A 19,396-nucleotide genomic window follows, 5' to 3' on the forward strand; every position below is an offset into this window, starting at 1 on the left:
CCCTCTACCGTGTGAGGCGTGAGCAGCAGCGGCCTCATCTACGCAGTCATCGTCGGGGCCTGGGCCGCCTACTTGGTGCCGATGTGGCTCCGTAGGCAGGACGAGCTGAATGAAGCCCGTCCGACGGAACGCTTCAGCACCGCCATCCGGCTGCTGTCCGGACGGGCGGGAATGGAGCGCCGGTACGCCAAGGACCTGCGGGCGCGCTCCGCCGAAGAGGGGGAGCCCAGAGCCGATCCGGACGCCGTCACCGACTCGGTGGACGTCCGGGCCTTCGCCATGCCTCCGGTCCGGCAGCAGACCAAGGCCCAACTCCCGCCGCCCGCCCGGCCCGAACCGCAGCAGGCGCCACAGGCCGCCGCCCGGCAGGGTGCCCCACAGGGCTCCTCGGCGGCCGGCCGGGCGGTGCCGCAGCAGTCGGCCCAACCCGCGCCGAAGTCGTCGGCGCAGGAACCGGGGTCGGGGTCCGGTTCGGCGCCGTCGTCGGGTTCGGCGTCGGAGTCGAGTTCGGGATCGGGTTCGGGATCGGATTCGGCCAACTCCGGGGCCTCCAGGGTCCCGGCCGCGCGGCGGGCCTCCGCGGCGGAGGCCGCGGCGCGCGCCCGGCGCTCGAAGGTGCTCGCGCGCCGGCGGCGTACGACCGTGATGCTCTTCCTCGCCTTCACGCTCGGCGCGATCGTGGCGGCCGTCGGGGGGCTCGCGTTCCTTTGGGCGCCCGGCGTGCCCGCCCTGATGCTGAGCTCGTACATCGTGTACCTGCGCGCCCAGGAGCGACGGCGCTTCACGTACACCATGGACCGGCGCCGGGCCGAGGCCGCGGCGCAGCGGCTCAGGGAGCGGCAGCCGCGCCGGCGGCCCACCCTCGACCCCGGCGCCGACGAGCCCGACGACAGCCCCGAGCCGGAGACCGACCCAGGACTGTCCGCGCTCGCGGCCGACCGCCGCGCCCTCGTCGAGCAGACCGACCACGCCGAGTGGGTCGACCAGCAGCGGGAGCGTCAGCGGGGCCCCGGCCGGGGCGACAGCTGGGACCCGGTGCCGGTTCCGCTGCCGACGTACGTGACCGCGCCGGTCGCGCCCAGGGCCACGTCCAGCGTCGATCTGGGGGCGCCGGACGCGTGGAGCTCGGCGCGCTCCAGCGCCGTCGAGCCGAGCGAGCCGGAGGCGGAGCCCGCCGCCGAGGAGGGCCACGAAGCCGCCGAGACGGCCGAGGCCGCCGACGACGGCCGTAGTGACGCCCGACGCGCCGCGTCCGCCCGGCGGGCCCGTGAGCGCGGTCGCACTCCGCTGTTCGACCAGTACGAGGACGGCGAACGGCCGCGCGCCGCCAACGAATGACCAGGAGCTCGGGAGCCCCGGCTGACCAGCCAGGAACGGATTTCCAAGCACCCCGACGGGGATGCTAGAGTTTCACTCGTTGCAAGGGCCTGTGGCGCAGTCCGGTAGCGCACCTCGTTCGCATCGAGGGGGCCAGGGGTTCAAATCCCCTCAGGTCCACTGCAATTCAGAACCCCGTCGGATTCGTCCGGCGGGGTTCTTGCCTGTGCGGCCACACTCTCTCGTTCACCGAGTCGTGTTCACCGAATGGCCAGCGGCTTGGCATAGCAGAGGCTGAGTTCGTGGAAGCGGTAGTAGCCGAACTTGGCACAGGGCTCGTAGCCGCTGGAAAGGTACAGGGCGACCGCCTCGGGCTGCTTGGCGCCGGTCTCCAGGACCATGCGGGTGCGGCCGGCCGTGCGGGCGTCGTTCTCCAGGGCGGCCAGGATGCGGCGGGCGAGGCCGAGACCGCGGGCCTGAGGGGTCACGTACATGCGCTTGAGCTCGGCGTCGCCGTCCGCGTACCCCTCGTCGTTCCTGTCCTGGCTGCGCCAGCCGCCGGACGCGATCGGGCGGTCCCGCTCGTCGTAGGCGAGGAGGTACAGGCCGAGCGGCGGCTTGAACATCGACGCGTCGAGCGGTGTGACGTCGCCCTCATCGCCGTAGCGCTCGGCGTATTCGGCCTGCACCTGGTCGTTGAGCTTGACGGCGTCGGGGTGGTCGTACGGGACCGGGCGGATACTCATGCGGTGTATCGTACATGTATGCGCCCTCTGGGTGGAATGGATTAAGTATCGTGCCCGGGTGCTGACTGTTACCTCGGTGAATGTGAACGGGCTCAGGGCCGCCGCGAAAAAGGGCTTCGTGGAGTGGCTCGCGGAGACCAACGCGGACGTGCTGTGCCTTCAGGAGGTGCGGGCCGAGCCCGGGCAGCTGCCCGAGGAGGTGCGGGCGCCGGAGGGGTGGCACGTCGTGCACGCCCCCGCGGCCGCCAAGGGGCGTGCGGGCGTCTCCCTGTACACCCGGCGCGAGCCCGACCGGGTGCGCATCGGGTTCGGGTCCGAGGAGTTCGACTCCAGTGGACGGTACGTCGAGGCCGACCTCCCCGGTGTCACCGTCGCCAGCCTCTATCTGCCCTCCGGCGAGGTCGGAACCGAACGGCAGGACGAGAAGGTCCGGTTCATGGACGAGTTCCTCGCCCATCTGAAGGAGCTGCGCGAGCGCGCCGCCGCCGACGGGCGCGAGGTCGTCGTCTGCGGCGACTGGAACATCGCGCACCAGGAGGCCGACCTCAAGAACTGGCGTGCCAACAAGAAGAACTCCGGCTTCCTGCCCGAGGAGCGCGAGTGGCTGGGGCGGGTCCTGGACGAGGGCGACGGCGGGTACGTCGACGTCGTACGGGCGCTGCACCCGGACGTCGAGGGGCCGTACTCGTGGTGGTCGTACCGAGGGCGGGCCTTCGACAATGACAGCGGATGGCGCATCGACTACCACGTCTCGACGCCGGGGCTCGCGGGCAAGGCCGTGAAGGGGTTCGTGGAGCGGGCGGCGACGCACGCGGAGCGCTGGTCCGACCATGCGCCGGTGACGGTCGTCTATGAGCTGTAGTCCCGCAGCCGCCGGTCCAGGGCCATCGACAGCTCCGCCTCGACCACGCTCTTCGCCAGCGGGCGCAGGCGTTTGAGGTCCTCGGTGGTGCGGTTCTCCGTCAGGACGATGCCCGCGAAGAGGTCGGCGAGGGCGTCGGCGTGGTCGCGGACGCGGCGGGCGGCGGTGAGGACGTCGGCCAGCGGGATGCCCTCGCGGACCAGGGCCGCCGAGACATCGAGCAGGCGGCGGCTGATGTGGACGATCTCACCCCCGTCGGTGCCGAGATAACCGAGGTCGAGGGCCGCGGCGAGGTTCTCCGGGGTAGCCTGGCCGGCGAAGACGTCGGCGAGCTCCTCGGGGGAGAGGCGGACGGGGGTCTCCTCGGTGGGCTCGCCCAGACCGAGGAGTTCACCGACGTCACGTCCGTGGTCGAAGGCCTCGGCCAGCTCCGCGATGCCGCTGAGGGTGTGGCCGCGTTCGAGCAGCGCCGAGATCGTGCGCAGACGGGCCAGGTGCGTGTGGTCGTACCAGGCGATACGGCCCTCGCGGCGGGGCGGCGGAATCAGCTTGCGCTCCCGGTAGAAGCGCAGGGTGCGCACGGTGATGCCGGCCTCCTTGGCCAGCTCCTCCATCCGGTACTCACGCTTCTCCGCCACGTGCGAAACCCTACGTCGTACCGTCGGTAACTTTCGTGGTCGCAACCCTACCCATCAGTACGGAGCTGCTCTAGTCTCCCATTGCGCCAGTGTTCACTGGCAGGGTCGGGCGGCTAGGGAGGCGTGGGATGGTCGGGATGACCGAGCACGAGCATGTGCGCGTCGCGGTGATCGGGTCCGGGTTCGGCGGTCTGGGGGCCGCGGTGCGGCTGCGCCGCGAAGGGATCACCGACTTCGTCGTCCTGGAACGGGCCGGGAGCGTCGGGGGTACGTGGCGGGACAACAGTTACCCGGGGTGCGCCTGTGATGTGCCCTCGCACCTGTACTCGTTCTCGTTCGCGCCCCACCCCGACTGGCCGCGCACCTTCTCGGGGCAGGAGCACATCCGGGCCTATCTGGAACACGTCACCGACGTCTTCGGGCTGCGCCCGCATCTGCGCTTCGACTCCGAAGTGAAGATGATGACGTGGGACCGGGAGAAGTTCCGGTGGGGGATCGAGACCAGCCGTGGCTTCCTCACCGCCGATGTCGTCGTGTCCGCGACCGGGCCGCTCTCCGATCCCAGGATCCCCGGCATACCGGGGATCGACTCCTTCCCCGGCAAGGTCTTCCACTCGGCCCGCTGGGACCACGACTACGACCTGCGCGGCAAGCGCGTCGCCATGATCGGCACGGGCGCCTCCGCCATCCAGATCGTGCCCGCCATCCAGCCGGACGTGTCCCGGCTGACCCTCTTCCAGCGCACGCCGCCGTGGGTGATGCCCCGGGTCGACCGGGCCATCACCGGCGCCGAACGGTGGCTGCACAAGCAGCTGCCCTTCACCACACAGGCCCGGCGCGGACTGCTGTGGGGGATCAGGGAGCTGCAGGTCCAGGCGTTCACGAAGCGGCCGGGCGAGCTGGGCCTCGTCGAGCGGCTGGCCAGGCGGAACATGACGCGGGCCGTCCAGGATCCGGCGCTGCGGGCCAAGTTGACCCCCGACTACCGGATCGGGTGCAAGCGGATCCTGCTCTCCAACACCTACTATCCGGCGCTCACCCGGTCCAACGTCGACGTCGTGGCCTCCGGGCTCGCCAAGATCGACGGCTCCACGCTCGTCGCCGCCGACGGCAGCACGGCCGAGGTCGACGCGATCATCTTCGGTACGGGCTTCCACGTCACCGACATGCCGATCGCGGACCGCGTCGTCGGAGCGGAGGGCAGGACGCTCGCGGAGGCGTGGCGCGGCGGCATGAAGTCGCTGCGCGGGGCCACCGCGGCCGGGTTCCCCAACTGGATGACGATCATCGGCCCGAACACCGGGCTCGGGAACTCCAGCATGATCCTCATGATCGAGTCCCAGCTGAACTACATGGCCGACTACATGCGGCAGCTGGACGTCCTGGGCGGACGCGCGGCTCTCGACGCCCGCCCCGACGCCGTGGAGGGCTGGAACGACAGGGTCCAGGAGCGGATGCTGCGCACCGTGTGGAACACCGGCGGCTGCACCAGCTGGTACCTCGACGCGAACGGCCGCAACACCACCATCTGGCCCGGCACGACGACCGAGTTCCGTAGCGCCACCCGGCGGGTGGACCTGGGAGAGTACGAGGTGCTGCGCGCCCCCAAGCCGAGCGTCCCCGAGCCGAGCGCAACCGAGCCGAGCACAACCGAGTCGCGCACCAAGAACTCCGGCACAAAGGGCACCAAGAAGGTGGAGGCGGGAGCGTGAGCCGACTGACTCATGTGGAGCACGGGGCGTACGCGCCGCCCGCGCCCGCGCGCGAACTGACCGCCGTCTCCGCCGACGGCGCCCGGTTGCACGTGGAGGTGCACGGACCCGAGGACAATCCGGCCGCGCCCATCGTCGTCCTCGCGCACGGCTGGACCTGTTCGACCGCCTTCTGGGCGGCGCAGATACGGGATCTCGCCGTCGACCACCGGGTGATCGCCTACGACCAGCGCGGGCACGGACGCAGTCCCGTGAGCGAGACGTGCACCGCGGACGCGCTCGCCGACGACCTGGAAGCCGTGCTCGGGGCCACGCTCGCGCCCGGCGAGAAGGCCGTGCTCGTCGGGCACTCCATGGGTGGGATGACGCTGATGGCCGCCTCGGCGCGGCCGCGATTCCGGGAGCACGCGGTGGCGGCTCTGCTGTGCAGCACGGGCAGTTCGCGGCTGGTGGCCGAGGCGCGGGTGGTGCCGATGCCGGCCGGATGGCTGCGGACCCGGGTGACCAAGAGGATCCTCGGGTCGGCCGCGCCGCTCGGGCCCGTCACACCGGTCGCCCGGCGGATCCTCAAGTACGCGACCATGGGCGCCGGTTCGTCACCGGGCATGGTGGAGGCGTGCGCGCGGATCGTGCACGCCTGTCCGCGCAAGGTGCGGCACGCCTGGTCGAAGGTGCTCGACCTGCTCGATCTCGACCACGGCGTACGGGCGTTGGCGGTGCCGACGGCCGTGGTGGTGGGTACGGCGGACCGGCTGACGCCCGTGGTGCACGCGCGCGCCCTGGTCGCGACCCTGCCGAACTGTGTCGGCATCACCGAGCTGACCGGGCTCGGGCACATGACACCGGTGGAGGCGCCGGAACTGGTCACCGCCCGCATACGCGAACTCGTCTCCACCTACGCAGAGATCAAGGAGGGCAGCGCATGACCAAGGTGAGCCTGGAAGGGCAGGTCGCGGTTGTCACGGGGGCCGCGCGGGGCGTCGGCGAACTCCTCGCCCGCAAGCTCTCCGCGCGCGGTGCCAAGGTCGCGCTGGTCGGCCTGGAGCCGGACGCGCTCAAGCAGGTCTCGGACCGGCTGCACGGCGAAAGCGGCTTCTGGTACGCCGATGTCACCGACCATGAGGCGATGGCCCAGGTCGCGGCCGAGGTGAAGGAACGGTTCGGGAAGGTCGACATCGTCGTCGCCAACGCCGGTGTGGCGAACGGCGGTCCCTTCGTCGAGTCCGATCCCGTCGCCTGGCGGCGGGTCATCGAGGTCAACCTCATCGGATCGGCGGTCACCGCGCGGGCGTTCCTGCCCGTGCTGATGGAGAGCCGGGGGTATCTGCTCCAGATCGCCTCGCTCGCGGCCATCACCCCGGCGCCGATGATGACGGCGTACTGCGCGTCCAAGTCGGGCGTGGAGGCGTACGCGCACAGTCTGCGCGCCGAGGTCGGCCACAAGGGCGTACGGGTCGGGGTCGGTTACCTGTCCTGGACCGACACCGACATGGTGCGCGGAGCCGATCAGGACGAGGTGATGCGGGAGTTGAGGCAGCGGCTGCCGTGGCCGTCCAACAAGACGTATCCGCTGGGGCCGGCCGTCGACCGTATCGTCGCGGGGATCGAGCGGCGGTCCAGTCATGTGTACGCACAGTGGTGGCTGCGCGGGATGCAGGGCGTCCGGGGCTACCTCCCCGGGATCATCGGGGCGGTCGGACAGCGGGAGATGCGGCGGTTCGAGCCGCGGCTCAAGGGCGTGGGTACGGGGCTCGTGGGTGCCGGAGGGGCGGCCGACGAGCAGCGCCAACAGGGAATATCACCGTGAGTAGCTGATCGAAATGCGTGCGTAGTCGGCGCGTGTCAGTCTGGTCGAGCCCGATCCCCCTCACCCACAAATGGGAGTGAAACCTCATGGGCAAGAAGGACCAGATGCAGAACAAGGCCGAGCAGATGAAGCAGCAGGGCAAGAAGAAGATGGGCCAGGACACGGGCCACGAGAAGGCCCGTCCCGGCGAGCACTCCCCGCAGCCGGGTGCGCGTACCCCGCAGACGGGCGAGCGTTCCCCGCAGAGGGGCGACCGGTCGATCCCGGAGGCCGAGCGCCTGCAGCGTGAGGCGAAGGACCGGCTCGACCAGGACTACGACGTCTGACGGTTCGCTGCGCCGGCTTAGGCCGGAGTTGTGGGGCGCCCCTGATTGTTGGGGGCGCCCCACGCTTTTGGTTGGCGTCGGGGGGTGCGTTGTCGGGTGCGGGTTCGATGTGGCTGGGCGCGCAGTTCCCCGCGCCCCTTCAGGGCGCTTGCCCCTGCCCCTATTGAGATCTCGGGGGGAGTTTTGGTCTTGATCTGTCGGGGGGGTTTGTGTAGTCGGGTGGGGAGGCCGCGTGGTGGGTGGTCAGGAGGTCGAGGGCCAGTTGGATGGCGGTGTCCATTTCGGTGTGGTGGCCCTCCGCCCAGTCCAGGGGGGTGCGCAGGACCGCCAGGTCCGGGGCGACGCCCTGGTTCTCGACGGACCAGCCGTACGCGTCGAACCAGGCCGCGTTCATCGGCACCGTGATCACCGTGCCGTCGCCGAGGCGGTGGCGGCCGGTCATGCCGACGACTCCGCCCCAGGTGCGCTGGCCGACGACCGGCCCGAGCTTCAGCAGTTTGAACGCGGCGGTGATCATGTCGCCGTCGGAGGCGGTCGCCTCGTCGGCGAGGGCGACGATCGGGCCGCGCGGGGCGTTCGAGGCGTACGACACCGGCTGGGCGTTGCGTGTCAGGTCCCAGCCGAGGATCGTGCGGGTGAGCTTCTCCACGACGAGTTCGCTGATGTGGCCGCCCGCGTTGCCGCGTACGTCGACGATCAGCGCGGGGCGCGAGACTTCCAGGCGCAGGTCGCGGTTGAACTGGGCCCAGCCCGAGCCGCCCATGTCGGGGATGTGGAGGTAGCCGCACCGGCCCCCGCTCAACTCCCGGACGACCTCGCGGCGTTTGGCCACCCAGTCCTGGTAGCGCAGGGGGCGCTCGTCGATCAGCGGGACGACGGCCACCCGGCGTGAGTGCCCCTCGCCCGCCGCCGGGATGAACGTGAGCTCCACCGTCGTACCGCCCGCGCCCGCGAGCAGGGGGTAGGGGCCGGTGACCGGGTCGACCGGGCGGCCGTCGACGTGGGTGAGGACCGCGCCCTCGCGGATGCCGGTGCCGGCGAGCGGTGAGCGGGCCTTGGAGTCGGAGGAGTCGCCGGGGAGGATCCGCTTCAGCATCCAGCTGCCGTCGCGGCGGACGAAGTTGGCGCCGAGCAGGCCCTGCCAGCGCTGGTAGTGGGCCGGGCCCTCGTTGCGGCGGGCGGCGGCGACGTACGCGTGGGAGGTGCCGAGTTCGCCGAGGACCTCGCGCAGGAGGTCGGCGAAGTCGTCGGGGGAGGCGATTCGTTCGACCAGCGGGCGGTACTGGGCGAGCACACCGTCCCAGTCGATGCCGCACATGTGGGGTTCCCAGAAGTAGGCGCGGGTGAGGCGGCCCGCCTCCGCGTAGGCCTGGCGCCACTCGGCGGGCGGGTCCACCTCGTGGATGATGCGCCGCAGGTCGATCCAGACCGTCGAGTCGGAGTCACCGACCTCGGTCGAGGGGACCGCTCGCAGGTCGCCCTCGTCCACGACGACCAGCCGGGAGCCGTCGCCGCTGACCGCGAACCAGTCCAGGTGCTGGACGAGTTCGGACTTCTTCGCCTTGCTGATGTTGAAGAACTCCAGCGTCGGCCGCCCGGAGGTGTCGTCGGGGTTGACGAAGGTCTCGCCGAGGGCGCCCGAGATCGGCCAGCGCAGCCAGACCAGGCCGCCGCCCGCGACCGGGTGCAGCGCCGAGTACTTGGAGGCGGTGACCGGGAAGGGGGTCACCCGGCTCTCCAGGCCTTCCAGTTCGACGCTCACCGCGCCGTCCGCGCTCTCGTCCTCGATCGGGTCAAGGCCCCCGGCGACGGGCCGCCCGTCGGGGTTGAGCGCGAAGGGGGAAGGGGTGGCGGAGGACAGGGGGACGAGGTAGGGGCGGCAGCCGAGCGGGAAGGAGAGGTCGCCGGTGTGGACGTCGTACACCGGGTCGAAGCCGCGCCAGGAGAGGAAGGCGAGGTAGCGGCCGTCGCGGGTGAAGACGGGGTTCTCGTCCTCGAAGCGGCCGTTGGTGACGTCGGCGATGAGCCGGTCCTTTATGCGCGCGATCTTGATCTGGCGCAGGGAGCGGCCGATCCCCGGGTGCGACCAGGTCAGCCAGGCCCCGTCCGGGGAGAAGGCGAGGTCCCGGACCGGCCCGTTGATCGAGGTGATCAGCTCGGTGACCTCTCCTCCCTCGGGCTCGGTCGGTGAGGAGTCCTCGGACTCCGTCCGGGAGGCTCCCTCGGCCTCGGTCGGTGAGGTGTCGCCGGGCTCCGTCCGGGAGGCTTCCTCGGACCCCGTCTGCGAGGTGCCCTCGGACTCTGTCCGTGAGGTGTCCTCGGACTCCGGCTCTGAGGTGCTGTCGGGCTCTGTCACGGAGGCTTCCGCGGGCTCCGTCGGGGACGTGGACGTGGTCCCCGACTCCTCCGTCGCGTCGAGGATCAGCAGTCGTCCGTCGTTCGAGGCGATCGCGAGGCGTTCGCCCTGCGGGTCGGAGACCATCTCCAGCACGCGCCCCAGTTCGCCGGAGGCAAGGCGGCGCGGCTCGCGCTGGCCGGAGGCCCGGGGGAGGAAGGCGATCTCGACGGCGTCCTCGCCGTCCGCGTCGGTGACGTAGGCGATCCGGCCGCCGGAGCCGAGCATCTCGGGGAGCCGGACGCGTACGCCGGGGGTGTCCGCGATGGTGCGCGCGGGGCCGTCTCGGTGGGTGAGCCAGTGCAGGCTGCCGCGTACGACGACGGCGCTGGCCCGGCCCGTCTCGTCGACCGAGATGCCGTCCACGTGCTGCGCCGCGGGCACCTGGTAGGTACGGCGTCCCGCGCGCGGACCGCCGAGGCGGACGTCGAGGCGGCGCGGGACCGAGTCCGGGGACAGGTCGTCGACGATCCACAGGTCCCCGGCGCACTGGTAGACGACCCGGGTGCCGTCGCTGGAGGCGTGCCGGGCGTAGAAGGCGTCATGGTCGGTGTGGCGGCGCAGTTCGCCACCGTCGTACGCGCACGAGTACAGGTTTCCGATGCCCTCGTGGTCGGAGAGGAAGGCGATACGGCCGCCGACGAACATGGGGGAGTCGAGGTGGCCGTCGAGGTCGGCGAGCAGTCGCCGTCCGTGCAGCCAGAGCCGGCCGGTGGCGCCGCCCCGGTAGCGCTTCCAGGCGGCGGGTTCGTGCGGCGGGGTGCCGGTGAGCAGGAGCGTCTTGTGTTCGCCGTCGAGGTCGGCGACCTGGATGGCGGAGACCGGGCCCCAGGGGAGTGCGCCGCCGGGGTCGCCGTCGGTGGGGACCTTGTAGGCCCAGGTGAAGTACGAGAAGGGCTGGCCGTGGGAGGCGACGGCGAGGATGTCGCTGTGCCCGTCCTTGTCGGGCGGCGACCAGCCGCAGACCTGGGTGTCCGCGCTGCCCCAGTAGGTGAGCCGGCGGGAGGGACCGCCGTCCACCGGGGCCAGATGGATCTCCGGCACGAGGCTGCGCCAGCTCGTGTACGCGATGAGCCGGCCGTCGGGGGAGAAGCGGGGGTGGCCGACCTTGGTCCGGTCGACGGTGAGCCGCCAGGCGCGGCCCGGCCCGTCGAGGGGGGCCATCCACAGGTCGTCCTCGGCGGCGAAGCAGAGGCGGTCGCCGCTGAGATGGGGGAAACGGAGATAGCCGGATGCGTTGCCCCTGGTGGTCGCGCTGTCCCCGGGGGGCGCCTGGTCCGTGGTCGCCTTCTCATACGCGTCGCTCACCTACCCATGCTTTTCCTCCCGGAGGCGCCCGGCAACTTGTGAGTAGGTGTCCTTTCGGGTGTGCGTGACCCAGCACACGTACGAAACGGTTTCGTTTCTTTGAATCTCGGGGTATCTTCATGGGTGTACGAAACCGTGTCGTCCGGGGCAGAGAAGGTGAGTGGGATGGCTGAAGTCGCAACGGTGCGTCGCAGTCGGATCACTCCCGAGCGTGAGGCCGAGCTGTACGCGGCCGTGCTCGAACTGCTCCGGGAGGTCGGCTACGACGCCCTGACCATGGACGCCGTCGCCGCCCGTACCCGGTCCAGCAAAGCCACCCTCTACCGCCAGTGGGGCGGCAAGGCCGAGCTCGTCGTGAAGGCGCTGCGGCACGAGAAGCCGATCACCAGTGACATCGACACCGGGTCCCTGCGGGGCGACTTCCACGCCATGGTGAGGCGTGAGGACGACTGCCACATGGAGCAGAATTCCGCGCTGATGCGGGGTCTGGCCACGGCACTGCACGGGAACCCCGATCTCCTGCGCGCCTTCCGCGAGTGGATCATCGAGCCGGAGACCGAGATGCTCCGCGAGATCCTGCGGCGTGCCGTCGACCGGGGTGAGATCCGGGCGGACAACCCCGCTCAGGACTACGTGCTGCACATGATGATCGGCGCCTTCGCGGTGCGCGGCATCGTCGACGAGCTGCCACCCACCCAGGACTTCCTCACCTCGTACATGGACGCCGTGATCCTCCCCGCTCTCGGCGCCTGAGCCTGCCCGACCTTCAGTAACGCCTACGTGCACCTGACGCGACCGCTCACGTCGTCGGGCTGATCTCCCCTGCCCAGCTGCCAGCAAACGACCTGACCGGGAGTACGCCCTCGTGGCCACATTCCTCTATAAACTCGGCCGATTCGCCTTCAGGCGACGCCATTTCGTCGCCCTGATATGGGTGGCCCTGCTGACGCTGGCGGGTGTCGGCGCCGCCTCCGCGCCCACCGCGGGAGCGTCCTCTTTCTCGATCCCCGGCACCGAGGCGCAGAAAGCTTTCGACCTGCTCGAACAGCGCTTCCCCGGGATGAGCGCCGACGGCGCGACCGCCCGCGTGGTCTTCAAGGCACCCGCCGGCGAGAAGATGGGTGACAAGGCCAACAAGGCGACCGTCGAGAAGACCGTCAAGGCGCTCGGCGACGGCTCGGAGGTCACCTCCGTGTCCGACCCCTTCAAGTCCCACGCGGTGAGCAAGAACGGGTCGGTCGCCTACACCTCGGTGAAGTACAAGGTGTCCGGCATGGAGTTGAAGGACTCCTCGAAGACCGCCCTGGAGGAGGCCGCGCAGCAGGCGCGGGACGCCGGGCTGAGCGTCGAGGTCGGCGGTGACGCGCTCCAGGCGACGCCGGAGACCGGGTCGACCGAGGTCATCGGTATCGCGGTCGCCGCGGTCGTGCTCGTCATCACCTTCGGTTCGCTGATCGCGGCCGGGCTGCCGCTGCTGACCGCGCTGATCGGCGTCGGTATCGGCGTCTCGACGATCACGGCGCTGGCGAACGCGCTGGACCTGGGCACCACCACCTCCACCCTGGCGATGATGATCGGCCTCGCGGTCGGCATCGACTACGCCCTCTTCATCGTCTCCCGCTACCGCGCCGAACTGGCCGAGGGCCGGGAGCGCGAGGAGGCGGCCGGACGGGCCGTCGGTACGGCGGGTTCGGCGGTCGTCTTCGCCGGTCTGACGGTCGTGATCGCGCTGGTCGGTCTGTCGGTCGTCAACATCCCGATGCTGACGAAGATGGGTGTCGCGGCGGCGGGCACGGTCGCCATCGCCGTACTGATCGCGCTGTCGCTGATTCCGGCCCTGCTGGGCTACGCGGGCCGCAAGGTCCAGCCCGCGGGCAAGAAGAGCAAGCTGCTCGGCGGCGGGCGTGCCGTGAAGAAGGAGGGCAAGCCCAACATGGGCACCCGCTGGGCGAGCTTCGTCGTGCGCCGGCCGCTCGCCGTGCTGGTGCTCGGCGTGATCGGCCTGGGCGCCGCCGCGCTCCCGGCGGCCTCGCTCGAACTGGGTCTGCCCGACGACGGTTCGCAGCCGACGTCGACCACGCAGCGCCGGGCGTACGACGTGCTGTCCGACGGCTTCGGTCCCGGCTTCAACGGTCCCCTGATGCTCGTCGTGGACGGCAAGTCCAGCGACGACCCCAAGGCCGCGGCGACCAAGGTCACCGACACGGTCAAGGACATGAAGGACGTCGTGTCGGTCAGCCCGGCGGCGTTCAACAAGGCCGGGGACACCGCGACGATCACGGTCATCCCCGACTCCAAGCCGTCCTCCGTCAAGACCGAGGACCTGGTGCACGCCATCCGTGACGCGGGCGGCACCATCTCGACCGAAACCGACGCGAAGGTGCTGGTCACCGGCACCACCGCGATGAACATCGACTTCTCGCAGAAGCTGAACGACGCGCTGATCCCGTATCTCGCGCTGGTCGTCGGCCTCGCCTTCCTCCTCCTGATCGTGGTCTTCCGCTCGGTCCTGGTCCCGCTGAAGGCGGCGCTCGGCTTCCTGCTGAGCGTGATGGCGGCGCTCGGCGCGGTTGTCGCCGTCTTCCAGTGGGGCTGGCTGTCCGGCCTCCTGGGCGTCGAGGAAACCGGCCCGATCATGTCGATGATGCCGATCTTCATGGTGGGTGTCGTCTTCGGTCTCGCGATGGACTACGAGGTGTTCCTCGTGACCCGGATGCGTGAGGCGTACGTCCACGGGGAGAAGCCCCACCAGGCGATCGTGACCGGCTTCAAGCACGGCGCACGGGTCGTCACGGCGGCCGCGGTCATCATGATCGCCGTCTTCTCCGGCTTCATCGGCTCCAGCGAGTCGATGATCAAGATGATCGGCTTCGGCCTCGCGATCGCGGTCTTCTTCGACGCGTTCGTGGTCCGCATGGCGATCGTCCCGGCGGTGCTGGCCCTGCTCGGGAAGAAGGCCTGGTGGCTGCCGAAGTGGCTGGACCGGGCGCTTCCCAACGTGGACGTCGAGGGCGAGGGCCTGCGCACGGCGGAGGAGAAGGGCCGGGGCCCCGGCGACGGGGGCCGGGACGAGGACCGGGAGCTGGTACGGGTCTGAGGCCTGACTTGTCTGTCAGGCTGACTGACTGATGTGCTGAGGGGCACCCCGCGTTGCGGCGGGGTGCCCCTCACTCTTGCTCCTGGTTGTGGAATCATCCGGTCCCAGGCTCCCTCTCACCAGGAGGTCCGCTGATCGTGTTGCACGAGTCGGTCTTCAAAACCGCGGACCTGCCGGTCGGTGACCGGTTCGAGGCGTGGACGCAGCGCATGGGCCGTACGCACGCGCCCATGCAGCTGGCCAGCGACCGCACGGCGGACTACCGCGCACACCAGCGCATGATCGGGCTGGGGGACGTCACGGTCTGGCCGGCGACCTTCGACCATCTGGTCTTCCGGCGGACACCGAAGCTGATCCGCCAGTCCGATCCCGAGGTGTACCACCTCTCCCTCCTGCTGCGGGGAGAGGGAGCGGCCGCCTGGGACAGACAGCAGGCCGCCTACCGGGTCAACGACATCCACACCAACTGTTCCTCACGGTCGTACGAGATACACACCGGCGCGGACCCGGTCAGCCTCGTGGGAGTCGAGATCCCGCGGTCGCTGGTGGCGCTGCCCGCGAACCGGGCCGACCGGGTGATCGGCGGCCGGATCTCGGGCCGCGAGGGAGTCGGCGCGCTCCTGGCGCAGTTCCTCGTCCAGTTGGCCTCGGACACCGGCTCCTACCAGCCCTCGGACGGACCCCGGCTGGGAACGGTCCTCGCCGATCTGGTCACGGCCGTCTTCGCGGGCGCCCTGGACGCCGAGGTCCTGCTGCCGCCGGAGACCCGCGGCCGGACGCTGATCCTGTGTATCAAGGCGTTCATCCGCCGGCATCTGGGCGACCAGGAGCTGACCCCCGCTCGGATCGCCGCCGCGCACCACATCTCGCGCAGCCATCTGTACCGCCTCTTCCAGGCCGAGGGCCTCACCGTGGCCTCCTACATCCGCGATCAGCGGCTGGAGAACGCCCGCCGCGACCTCGCCGACCCGGCGCTGCGCGCGATGCCGGTCCATGCCGTCGCCGCCCGCTGGGGTTTCCCCCGCGCCGCCGAGTTCACCCGGGCCTTCCGCACCGCACATGGCGTCCCGCCGAGCGAACTGCGCAGGAGGACGATGGCCGAGGACCGCGAGGCACACTCGGAAGGCCGTGGACCCTGCGCCAAGTAGGTGGCGACTGTGCGCCAACGACAGACGGGCGGTCGGCCGCGCATTCTGGTGATCGCCGCGCGGCGAGGGACGGGCGGACCGGAAGGGGCGGGCCAGGATCGCAGGGGTGTCCTGGCACGGCCCCGCCCCGGTCGGCTACGACGCGGCCCCGCCCCGGTCGGCTACGACGCGGCCCCGCCCCGGTCGGCTACGACGACAGCGCCGCCCGTAGCGCCCGTACCAGCGCCTGCGCCCGTGGATCCGCCGTCACCGTCTTGCGGAAGCCGTTCGTGATGTAGCCGAAGGCGATGCCCGACTCGGGGTCCGCGAAGCCCAGTGGGCCGCCGCGGCCCGGGTGGCCGAACGAGGCCGGGCCCAGCAGCGGAGATGCGGTGCCGTGGAGCATGTAGCCGAGGCCGAAACGGGTGCTGATGACCAGGGTGCGGTCCGGTCCCGCGGACGCCTCGGCGCGGGCCAGCTCGACCGTGTCCGGGGTGAACAGGCGGGTGCCGTCCAGCTCGCCGATCAGGGCGGCGTAGAAGCGGGCGAGACCGTCGGCCGTGGCGATGCCGTTGGAGGCGGGGAGGGCCGCCGCACGGTAGGCGGGGTCGTTGTCGTCGGGCGGTGGGGTGATCGCGGCGAAGGCGCGGACGGTCGTCGAGTCCGGGTCCTTGTAGGCCTCGGCCACCGACCGCTTCGGGCGGGTGCGCAGGGCGCTCGACGGCTCGGGCGCATCGACTCGGCCCGCGCGGCCCACCCGGTGGGCCTCGGCCTCCGGCAGCCCGACCCAGAGGTCCAGGCCGAGCGGGGCGGAGATCTCCGTCGCGATGAACTCGCTCACGCCCCGGCCGCCGGTGACGCGGCGGACCAGTTCGGAGAGCATCCAGCCGAAGGTGTGGGGGTGGTAGCCGTGGTCCGCGCCCGGTTCCCAGAGGGGGGTCTGCGCCGCGATCGACGCGGCCGTACGGTCCGGGTCCGCGGCCTCGGCCGGGGTCAGCGGCGTGTCGACCACGGGCACGCCCGCCCGGTGCGACAGCACATGCCGGACCAGAAGCCGTTCCTTGCCCCGAGCCTTGAACTCGGGCCAGTACTCCCCGACCGGTGCGTCCAGGTCCAGCTCGCCGCGCTCGTACAGCATCAGGAGTACGGCGGCCCCGACGCCCTTCGTCGCCGAGTGCATGACGTGGGCGGTGTCGTGCTCCCAGGGCGCCGAATCCGCCGTACCGTCCACGTCCCGCGCGCCGCCCCACAGGTCGACGACCTTGTGCCCGTGCCGGTACACGGAGACCGCCGCGCCCCGTTCCCCGAGCGTCTCGAAGTTGCGTATGAACGCTTCCCTGACCGGCTCGAAGCCCTCGGCCACTTCGCCGTTCACGTTCACGTCCGTACTCCCTGTCGCCCGGCCACCCTCAACATTGGATGCAACACGCACGCGGAAGGCTCGATTCCTAGCCGAGCAGGATCGTGACCTCGATGTTGTTCCGGGTCGCGTTCGAGTACGGGCAGACCTCGTGAGCCGCGTCCACGAGCTTGGTCGCGACGTCCTGGTCGAGGACGGGCAGCGAGACGCTCAGTGCGACCGCGAGGCCGTAGCCGCGCTGCTTGTTGGGTCCGATGCCGACCTTCGCGGCGACGGTGGAGCCGGTCAGGTCCAGTCCGGCGCGGCGGCCCACCAGCACCAGCGCGTTGTGGAAGCAGGCGCTGTACCCGGCCGCGAAGAGCTGCTCGGGGTTGGTGCCGTTGCCGTCACCGCCGAGCGCGGGAGGCATCGCGACCTTCAGCTCGATCTGGCCGTCCAGGCTGGTGACATAGCCGTCCCGGCCGCCGTGCGCGGTGGCCTCGGCGACGTACATGATCTTCGTCGGACGAGTGTCGACAGCGGTGTCGCCGACAGCGGTGCCATCGATCATGGCGGGACCTCCCCCAGGACGGAAAACACAGAAGTGCACAAGTACATCGTGCACAAGGTACCGGCCGGTACGGAAGCCATGATTACCAGGGGGTAGAAACCGTCGGTAACCCCCGTCCCGCCCTGTCCTGCTCCGTTCCGGACGGGCAGGTCAGCGCCCGCGCCCCGCCGCACCGTCCGCGCGCTCGGCCAGCCCCCACAGCTCCTGTCGCATCCTGGCCACCTCGTCCCCGGCGAGTCCGGTCGACGCCAGCAGCGCCCGCGGTACGCCCGCCGCGCGCTCCCGCAGTGCCTCGCCGCGCCCGGTGACCGCCACCAGCACCGACCGCTCGTCGCGCGCCGAGCGTTCACGGCGGACCAGACCGGCCGACTCCAGGCGCTTGAGCAGCGGCGACACCGTGCCGTAGTCCAGCCGCAGCGCGCCCGCCAGCTCCTTGACCGTGGTCTCGCCACGCTCCCAGAGGAACAGCAGGACGAGGTACTGCGGGTAGGTGAGGCCGAGCTCCTCCAGCAGCGGGCGGTACGCGGCGGTCACCGCGCGCTGGGCCGCGTACAGCGCGAAGCACAGCTGGTCGTCGAGGAACAGCGACCCGGCCGATCCGAAGTCCTCTTGGTCCCCTTGTTTCGTCACGCGCCCATTGTCACGGAGTACGCACGGCTGTCGAGCGCGGATCGAAACCGAAGGGAAGCTCCAGGCGGTGGGTGCGCATCAGCTCGTCGTCGGAGAGCAGCTCACCGGTCTTCCCGTCCGCGGCGATCGCGCCGTCGCTCAGGATCAGCGCCCGGGGGCAGAGTTCGAGGGCGTACGGCAGGTCGTGCGTGACCATGAGGACGGTGACGTCCAACGACCGCAGGATGTCGGCGAGTTCGCGGCGCGAGGCCGGGTCGAGGTTGGAGGACGGCTCGTCGAGAACGAGGATCTCCGGCTCCATGGCGAGGACGGTCGCGACGGCCACCCGGCGTCGCTGTCCGAACGACAGATGGTGCGGGGGACGGTCGGCGAAGTCCGCCATGCCGACCCGCTCCAGAGCCGTACGGACGCGCTCCTCCAGCTCGGCGCCCTTCAGTCCGGCCGCGGCGGGCCCGAAGGCCACGTCCTCGCGCACGGTCGGCATGAAGAGCTGGTCGTCCGGGTCCTGGAAGACGATGCCGACCTTGCGCCGGATCTCCGCCATGTGCCGCTTGCCGACCGGGAGTCCGGCCACCGTCACGGTTCCGGCGCCGCCGGTCAGGATGCCGTTGAGATGGAGGACGAGGGTGGTCTTGCCGGCGCCGTTCGGGCCGAGCAGCGCGACGCGCTCGCCACGCCCGAGGCGGAAGTCGACGCCGAAGAGGGCCTGGTGGCCGTCGGGGTAGGCGAAGGCCAGTCCGGCCACTTCCAGAGAGGGGGTCACAGGGTCCATCCCAGCAGGCAGACGACAAGGGCGGCGAACGGGAGGGCGAGGGCGTACGACCACTGCGCCCGGGATGCGGTCACCTCGTCGATGACCGGCATCGAACCGGCGTACCCCCGGCTCACCATGGCGAGATGGACGCGCTCCCCGCGCTCGTAGGAGCGGATGAACAGCGCGCCCGCGGACTTCGCGAGGACGCCCCAGTGCCGTACACCCCGGGCCTCGAAGCCCCGCGACTCCCGTGCGATCCGCATCCGCCGCATCTCGTCGGTGATGACATCGCCGTAGCGGATCATGAAGGAGGCGATCTGCACGAGGAGCGGGGGCAGCTTCAACCGCTGGAGCCCCAGCAGCAGTTCGCGCAGTTCGGTCGTCGAGGCGAGGAGTACGGAGGCGGCGACGCCCAGGGTGCCCTTGGCGAGGACGTTCCAGGCGCCCCACAGGCCGTTCGCGCTGAGCGACAGGCCGAGGACGTCCACCCGCTCGCCCTGCGCCACGAACGGCATGAGCACGGCGAAGGCGACGAACGGGATCTCGATCAGCAGCCGCTTGAGCAGGAAGGCGGCCGGTACCCGGGCCTTGTACGCCACCGCCGCCAGGAGTGCGGCGTACAGCGCGAAGGCCCACATCGCCTCGCGTGGGGTCGAGACGACCACGACGACGAAGGCGAAGGTCGCGGCGAGTTTGGTGTGCGGGGGCAGGGCGTGCACGGGGGAGTGCCCGTGCCGGTAGAGCCTGTGCGCGTGGCCCGCGCCCAC

General features: G+C 70.9%; 17 protein-coding genes and 1 tRNA gene. 10 read left to right on the forward strand and 8 right to left on the reverse strand.

What is annotated here, in order from left to right:
• Window positions 1-18: 18 nt before the first annotated feature.
• Together sepX and SMIR_RS21945 are read left to right on the forward strand one after the other, a co-directional pair.
• Window positions 19-1,338, forward strand: coding sequence for a divisome protein SepX/GlpR (gene sepX, locus SMIR_RS21940; protein WP_168492558.1), 1,320 nt, complete (start codon window positions 19-21; stop codon window positions 1,336-1,338).
• Window positions 1,339-1,423: 85 nt separating this feature from the next.
• Window positions 1,424-1,497, forward strand: a tRNA-Ala gene (locus tag SMIR_RS21945).
• Window positions 1,498-1,577: 80 nt separating this feature from the next.
• Here SMIR_RS21945 and SMIR_RS21950 read toward each other — a convergent pair.
• Window positions 1,578-2,063, reverse strand: a complete 486-nt coding sequence (locus SMIR_RS21950) for a GNAT family N-acetyltransferase (protein ID WP_168492556.1) — start codon at window positions 2,061-2,063, stop codon at window positions 1,578-1,580.
• 58 nt (window positions 2,064-2,121) lie between these two features.
• On the opposite strand from SMIR_RS21950, the gene SMIR_RS21955 reads away from it, so the two are divergent.
• Window positions 2,122-2,925, forward strand: coding sequence for an exodeoxyribonuclease III (locus tag SMIR_RS21955; RefSeq protein WP_168492554.1), 804 nt, complete (start codon window positions 2,122-2,124; stop codon window positions 2,923-2,925).
• On the opposite strand, the gene SMIR_RS21960 is transcribed toward SMIR_RS21955, so the two are convergent.
• Window positions 2,913-3,539, reverse strand: a complete 627-nt coding sequence (locus SMIR_RS21960; protein WP_168501089.1) for a MerR family transcriptional regulator — start codon at window positions 3,537-3,539, stop codon at window positions 2,913-2,915. The two genes, SMIR_RS21955 and SMIR_RS21960, sit on opposite strands and share 13 nt — an antisense overlap.
• Window positions 3,540-3,700: 161 nt before the next feature.
• On the opposite strand from SMIR_RS21960, the gene SMIR_RS21965 reads away from it, so the two are divergent.
• The 4 genes from SMIR_RS21965 (at window position 3,701) to SMIR_RS21980 (ending at window position 7,408) form a co-directional block, all read left to right on the forward strand.
• Window positions 3,701-5,275, forward strand: coding sequence for a flavin-containing monooxygenase (locus SMIR_RS21965; RefSeq protein WP_212727272.1), 1,575 nt, complete (start codon window positions 3,701-3,703; stop codon window positions 5,273-5,275).
• Window positions 5,272-6,201, forward strand: a complete 930-nt coding sequence (locus tag SMIR_RS21970; protein ID WP_168492550.1) for an alpha/beta fold hydrolase — start codon at window positions 5,272-5,274, stop codon at window positions 6,199-6,201. Before SMIR_RS21965 ends, SMIR_RS21970 begins: the two co-directional genes overlap by 4 nt.
• The gene (locus SMIR_RS21975) at window positions 6,198-7,082 is read left to right on the forward strand and encodes an SDR family oxidoreductase (protein WP_168492548.1); all 885 of its coding nucleotides are present in this window, start codon (window positions 6,198-6,200) and stop codon (window positions 7,080-7,082) included. The genes SMIR_RS21970 and SMIR_RS21975 overlap by 4 nt, the downstream gene beginning before the upstream one ends.
• 86 nt (window positions 7,083-7,168) lie before the next feature.
• Window positions 7,169-7,408 (forward strand): hypothetical protein, encoded by a 240-nt coding sequence (locus SMIR_RS21980; protein ID WP_168492546.1) that lies wholly within the window; start codon window positions 7,169-7,171, stop codon window positions 7,406-7,408.
• A gap of 160 nt (window positions 7,409-7,568) precedes the next feature.
• On the opposite strand, the gene SMIR_RS21985 is transcribed toward SMIR_RS21980, so the two are convergent.
• Window positions 7,569-10,973: a S41 family peptidase gene (locus SMIR_RS21985; protein WP_527252134.1), complete on the reverse strand. Its 3,405-nt coding sequence runs from the start codon at window positions 10,971-10,973 to the stop codon at window positions 7,569-7,571.
• Window positions 10,974-11,276: 303 nt separating this feature from the next.
• Between SMIR_RS21985 and SMIR_RS21990 the strand changes: the two genes are divergently transcribed.
• The 3 genes from SMIR_RS21990 to SMIR_RS22000 all read left to right on the forward strand — a co-directional run bounded on the left by SMIR_RS21990 (window position 11,277) and on the right by SMIR_RS22000 (window position 15,356).
• Complete coding sequence (locus SMIR_RS21990; RefSeq protein WP_168492542.1) at window positions 11,277-11,864, forward strand: TetR/AcrR family transcriptional regulator; 588 nt, start codon at window positions 11,277-11,279, stop codon at window positions 11,862-11,864.
• 112 nt (window positions 11,865-11,976) lie between these two features.
• Window positions 11,977-14,208 carry an MMPL family transporter gene (locus SMIR_RS21995; protein WP_168492540.1) on the forward strand — a complete coding sequence of 744 codons (2,232 nt, stop codon included), beginning with the start codon at window positions 11,977-11,979 and terminating at the stop codon, window positions 14,206-14,208.
• Between the two features lie 137 nt (window positions 14,209-14,345).
• Window positions 14,346-15,356, forward strand: a complete 1,011-nt coding sequence (locus tag SMIR_RS22000) for a helix-turn-helix domain-containing protein (protein WP_168492536.1) — start codon at window positions 14,346-14,348, stop codon at window positions 15,354-15,356.
• 187 nt (window positions 15,357-15,543) lie between these two features.
• Here SMIR_RS22000 and SMIR_RS22005 read toward each other — a convergent pair whose 3' ends face one another.
• The 5 genes from SMIR_RS22005 to cbiQ all read right to left on the reverse strand — a co-directional run bounded on the left by SMIR_RS22005 (window position 15,544) and on the right by cbiQ (window position 19,396).
• Window positions 15,544-16,716, reverse strand: coding sequence for a serine hydrolase domain-containing protein (locus tag SMIR_RS22005; protein ID WP_168492532.1), 1,173 nt, complete (start codon window positions 16,714-16,716; stop codon window positions 15,544-15,546).
• A gap of 67 nt (window positions 16,717-16,783) precedes the next feature.
• Window positions 16,784-17,245, reverse strand: a complete 462-nt coding sequence (locus SMIR_RS22010) for an organic hydroperoxide resistance protein (RefSeq protein ID WP_101404570.1) — start codon at window positions 17,243-17,245, stop codon at window positions 16,784-16,786.
• Window positions 17,246-17,395: 150 nt separating this feature from the next.
• A complete protein-coding gene (locus SMIR_RS22015) occupies window positions 17,396-17,875 on the reverse strand; it encodes a MarR family winged helix-turn-helix transcriptional regulator (RefSeq protein ID WP_168492528.1) in 480 nt (159 codons plus the stop codon).
• Between the two features lie 10 nt (window positions 17,876-17,885).
• Window positions 17,886-18,647 (reverse strand): energy-coupling factor ABC transporter ATP-binding protein, encoded by a 762-nt coding sequence (locus tag SMIR_RS22020; protein ID WP_168492526.1) that lies wholly within the window; start codon window positions 18,645-18,647, stop codon window positions 17,886-17,888.
• Entirely contained in the window at window positions 18,635-19,396 is a 762-nt protein-coding gene (gene cbiQ, locus SMIR_RS22025; protein ID WP_212727273.1) for a cobalt ECF transporter T component CbiQ, read from the reverse strand. Before cbiQ ends, SMIR_RS22020 begins: the two co-directional genes overlap by 13 nt.

The organism is Streptomyces mirabilis (genome assembly GCF_018310535.1).
In the GTDB taxonomy this organism is placed as follows: Bacteria; Actinomycetota; Actinomycetes; order Streptomycetales; family Streptomycetaceae; genus Streptomyces.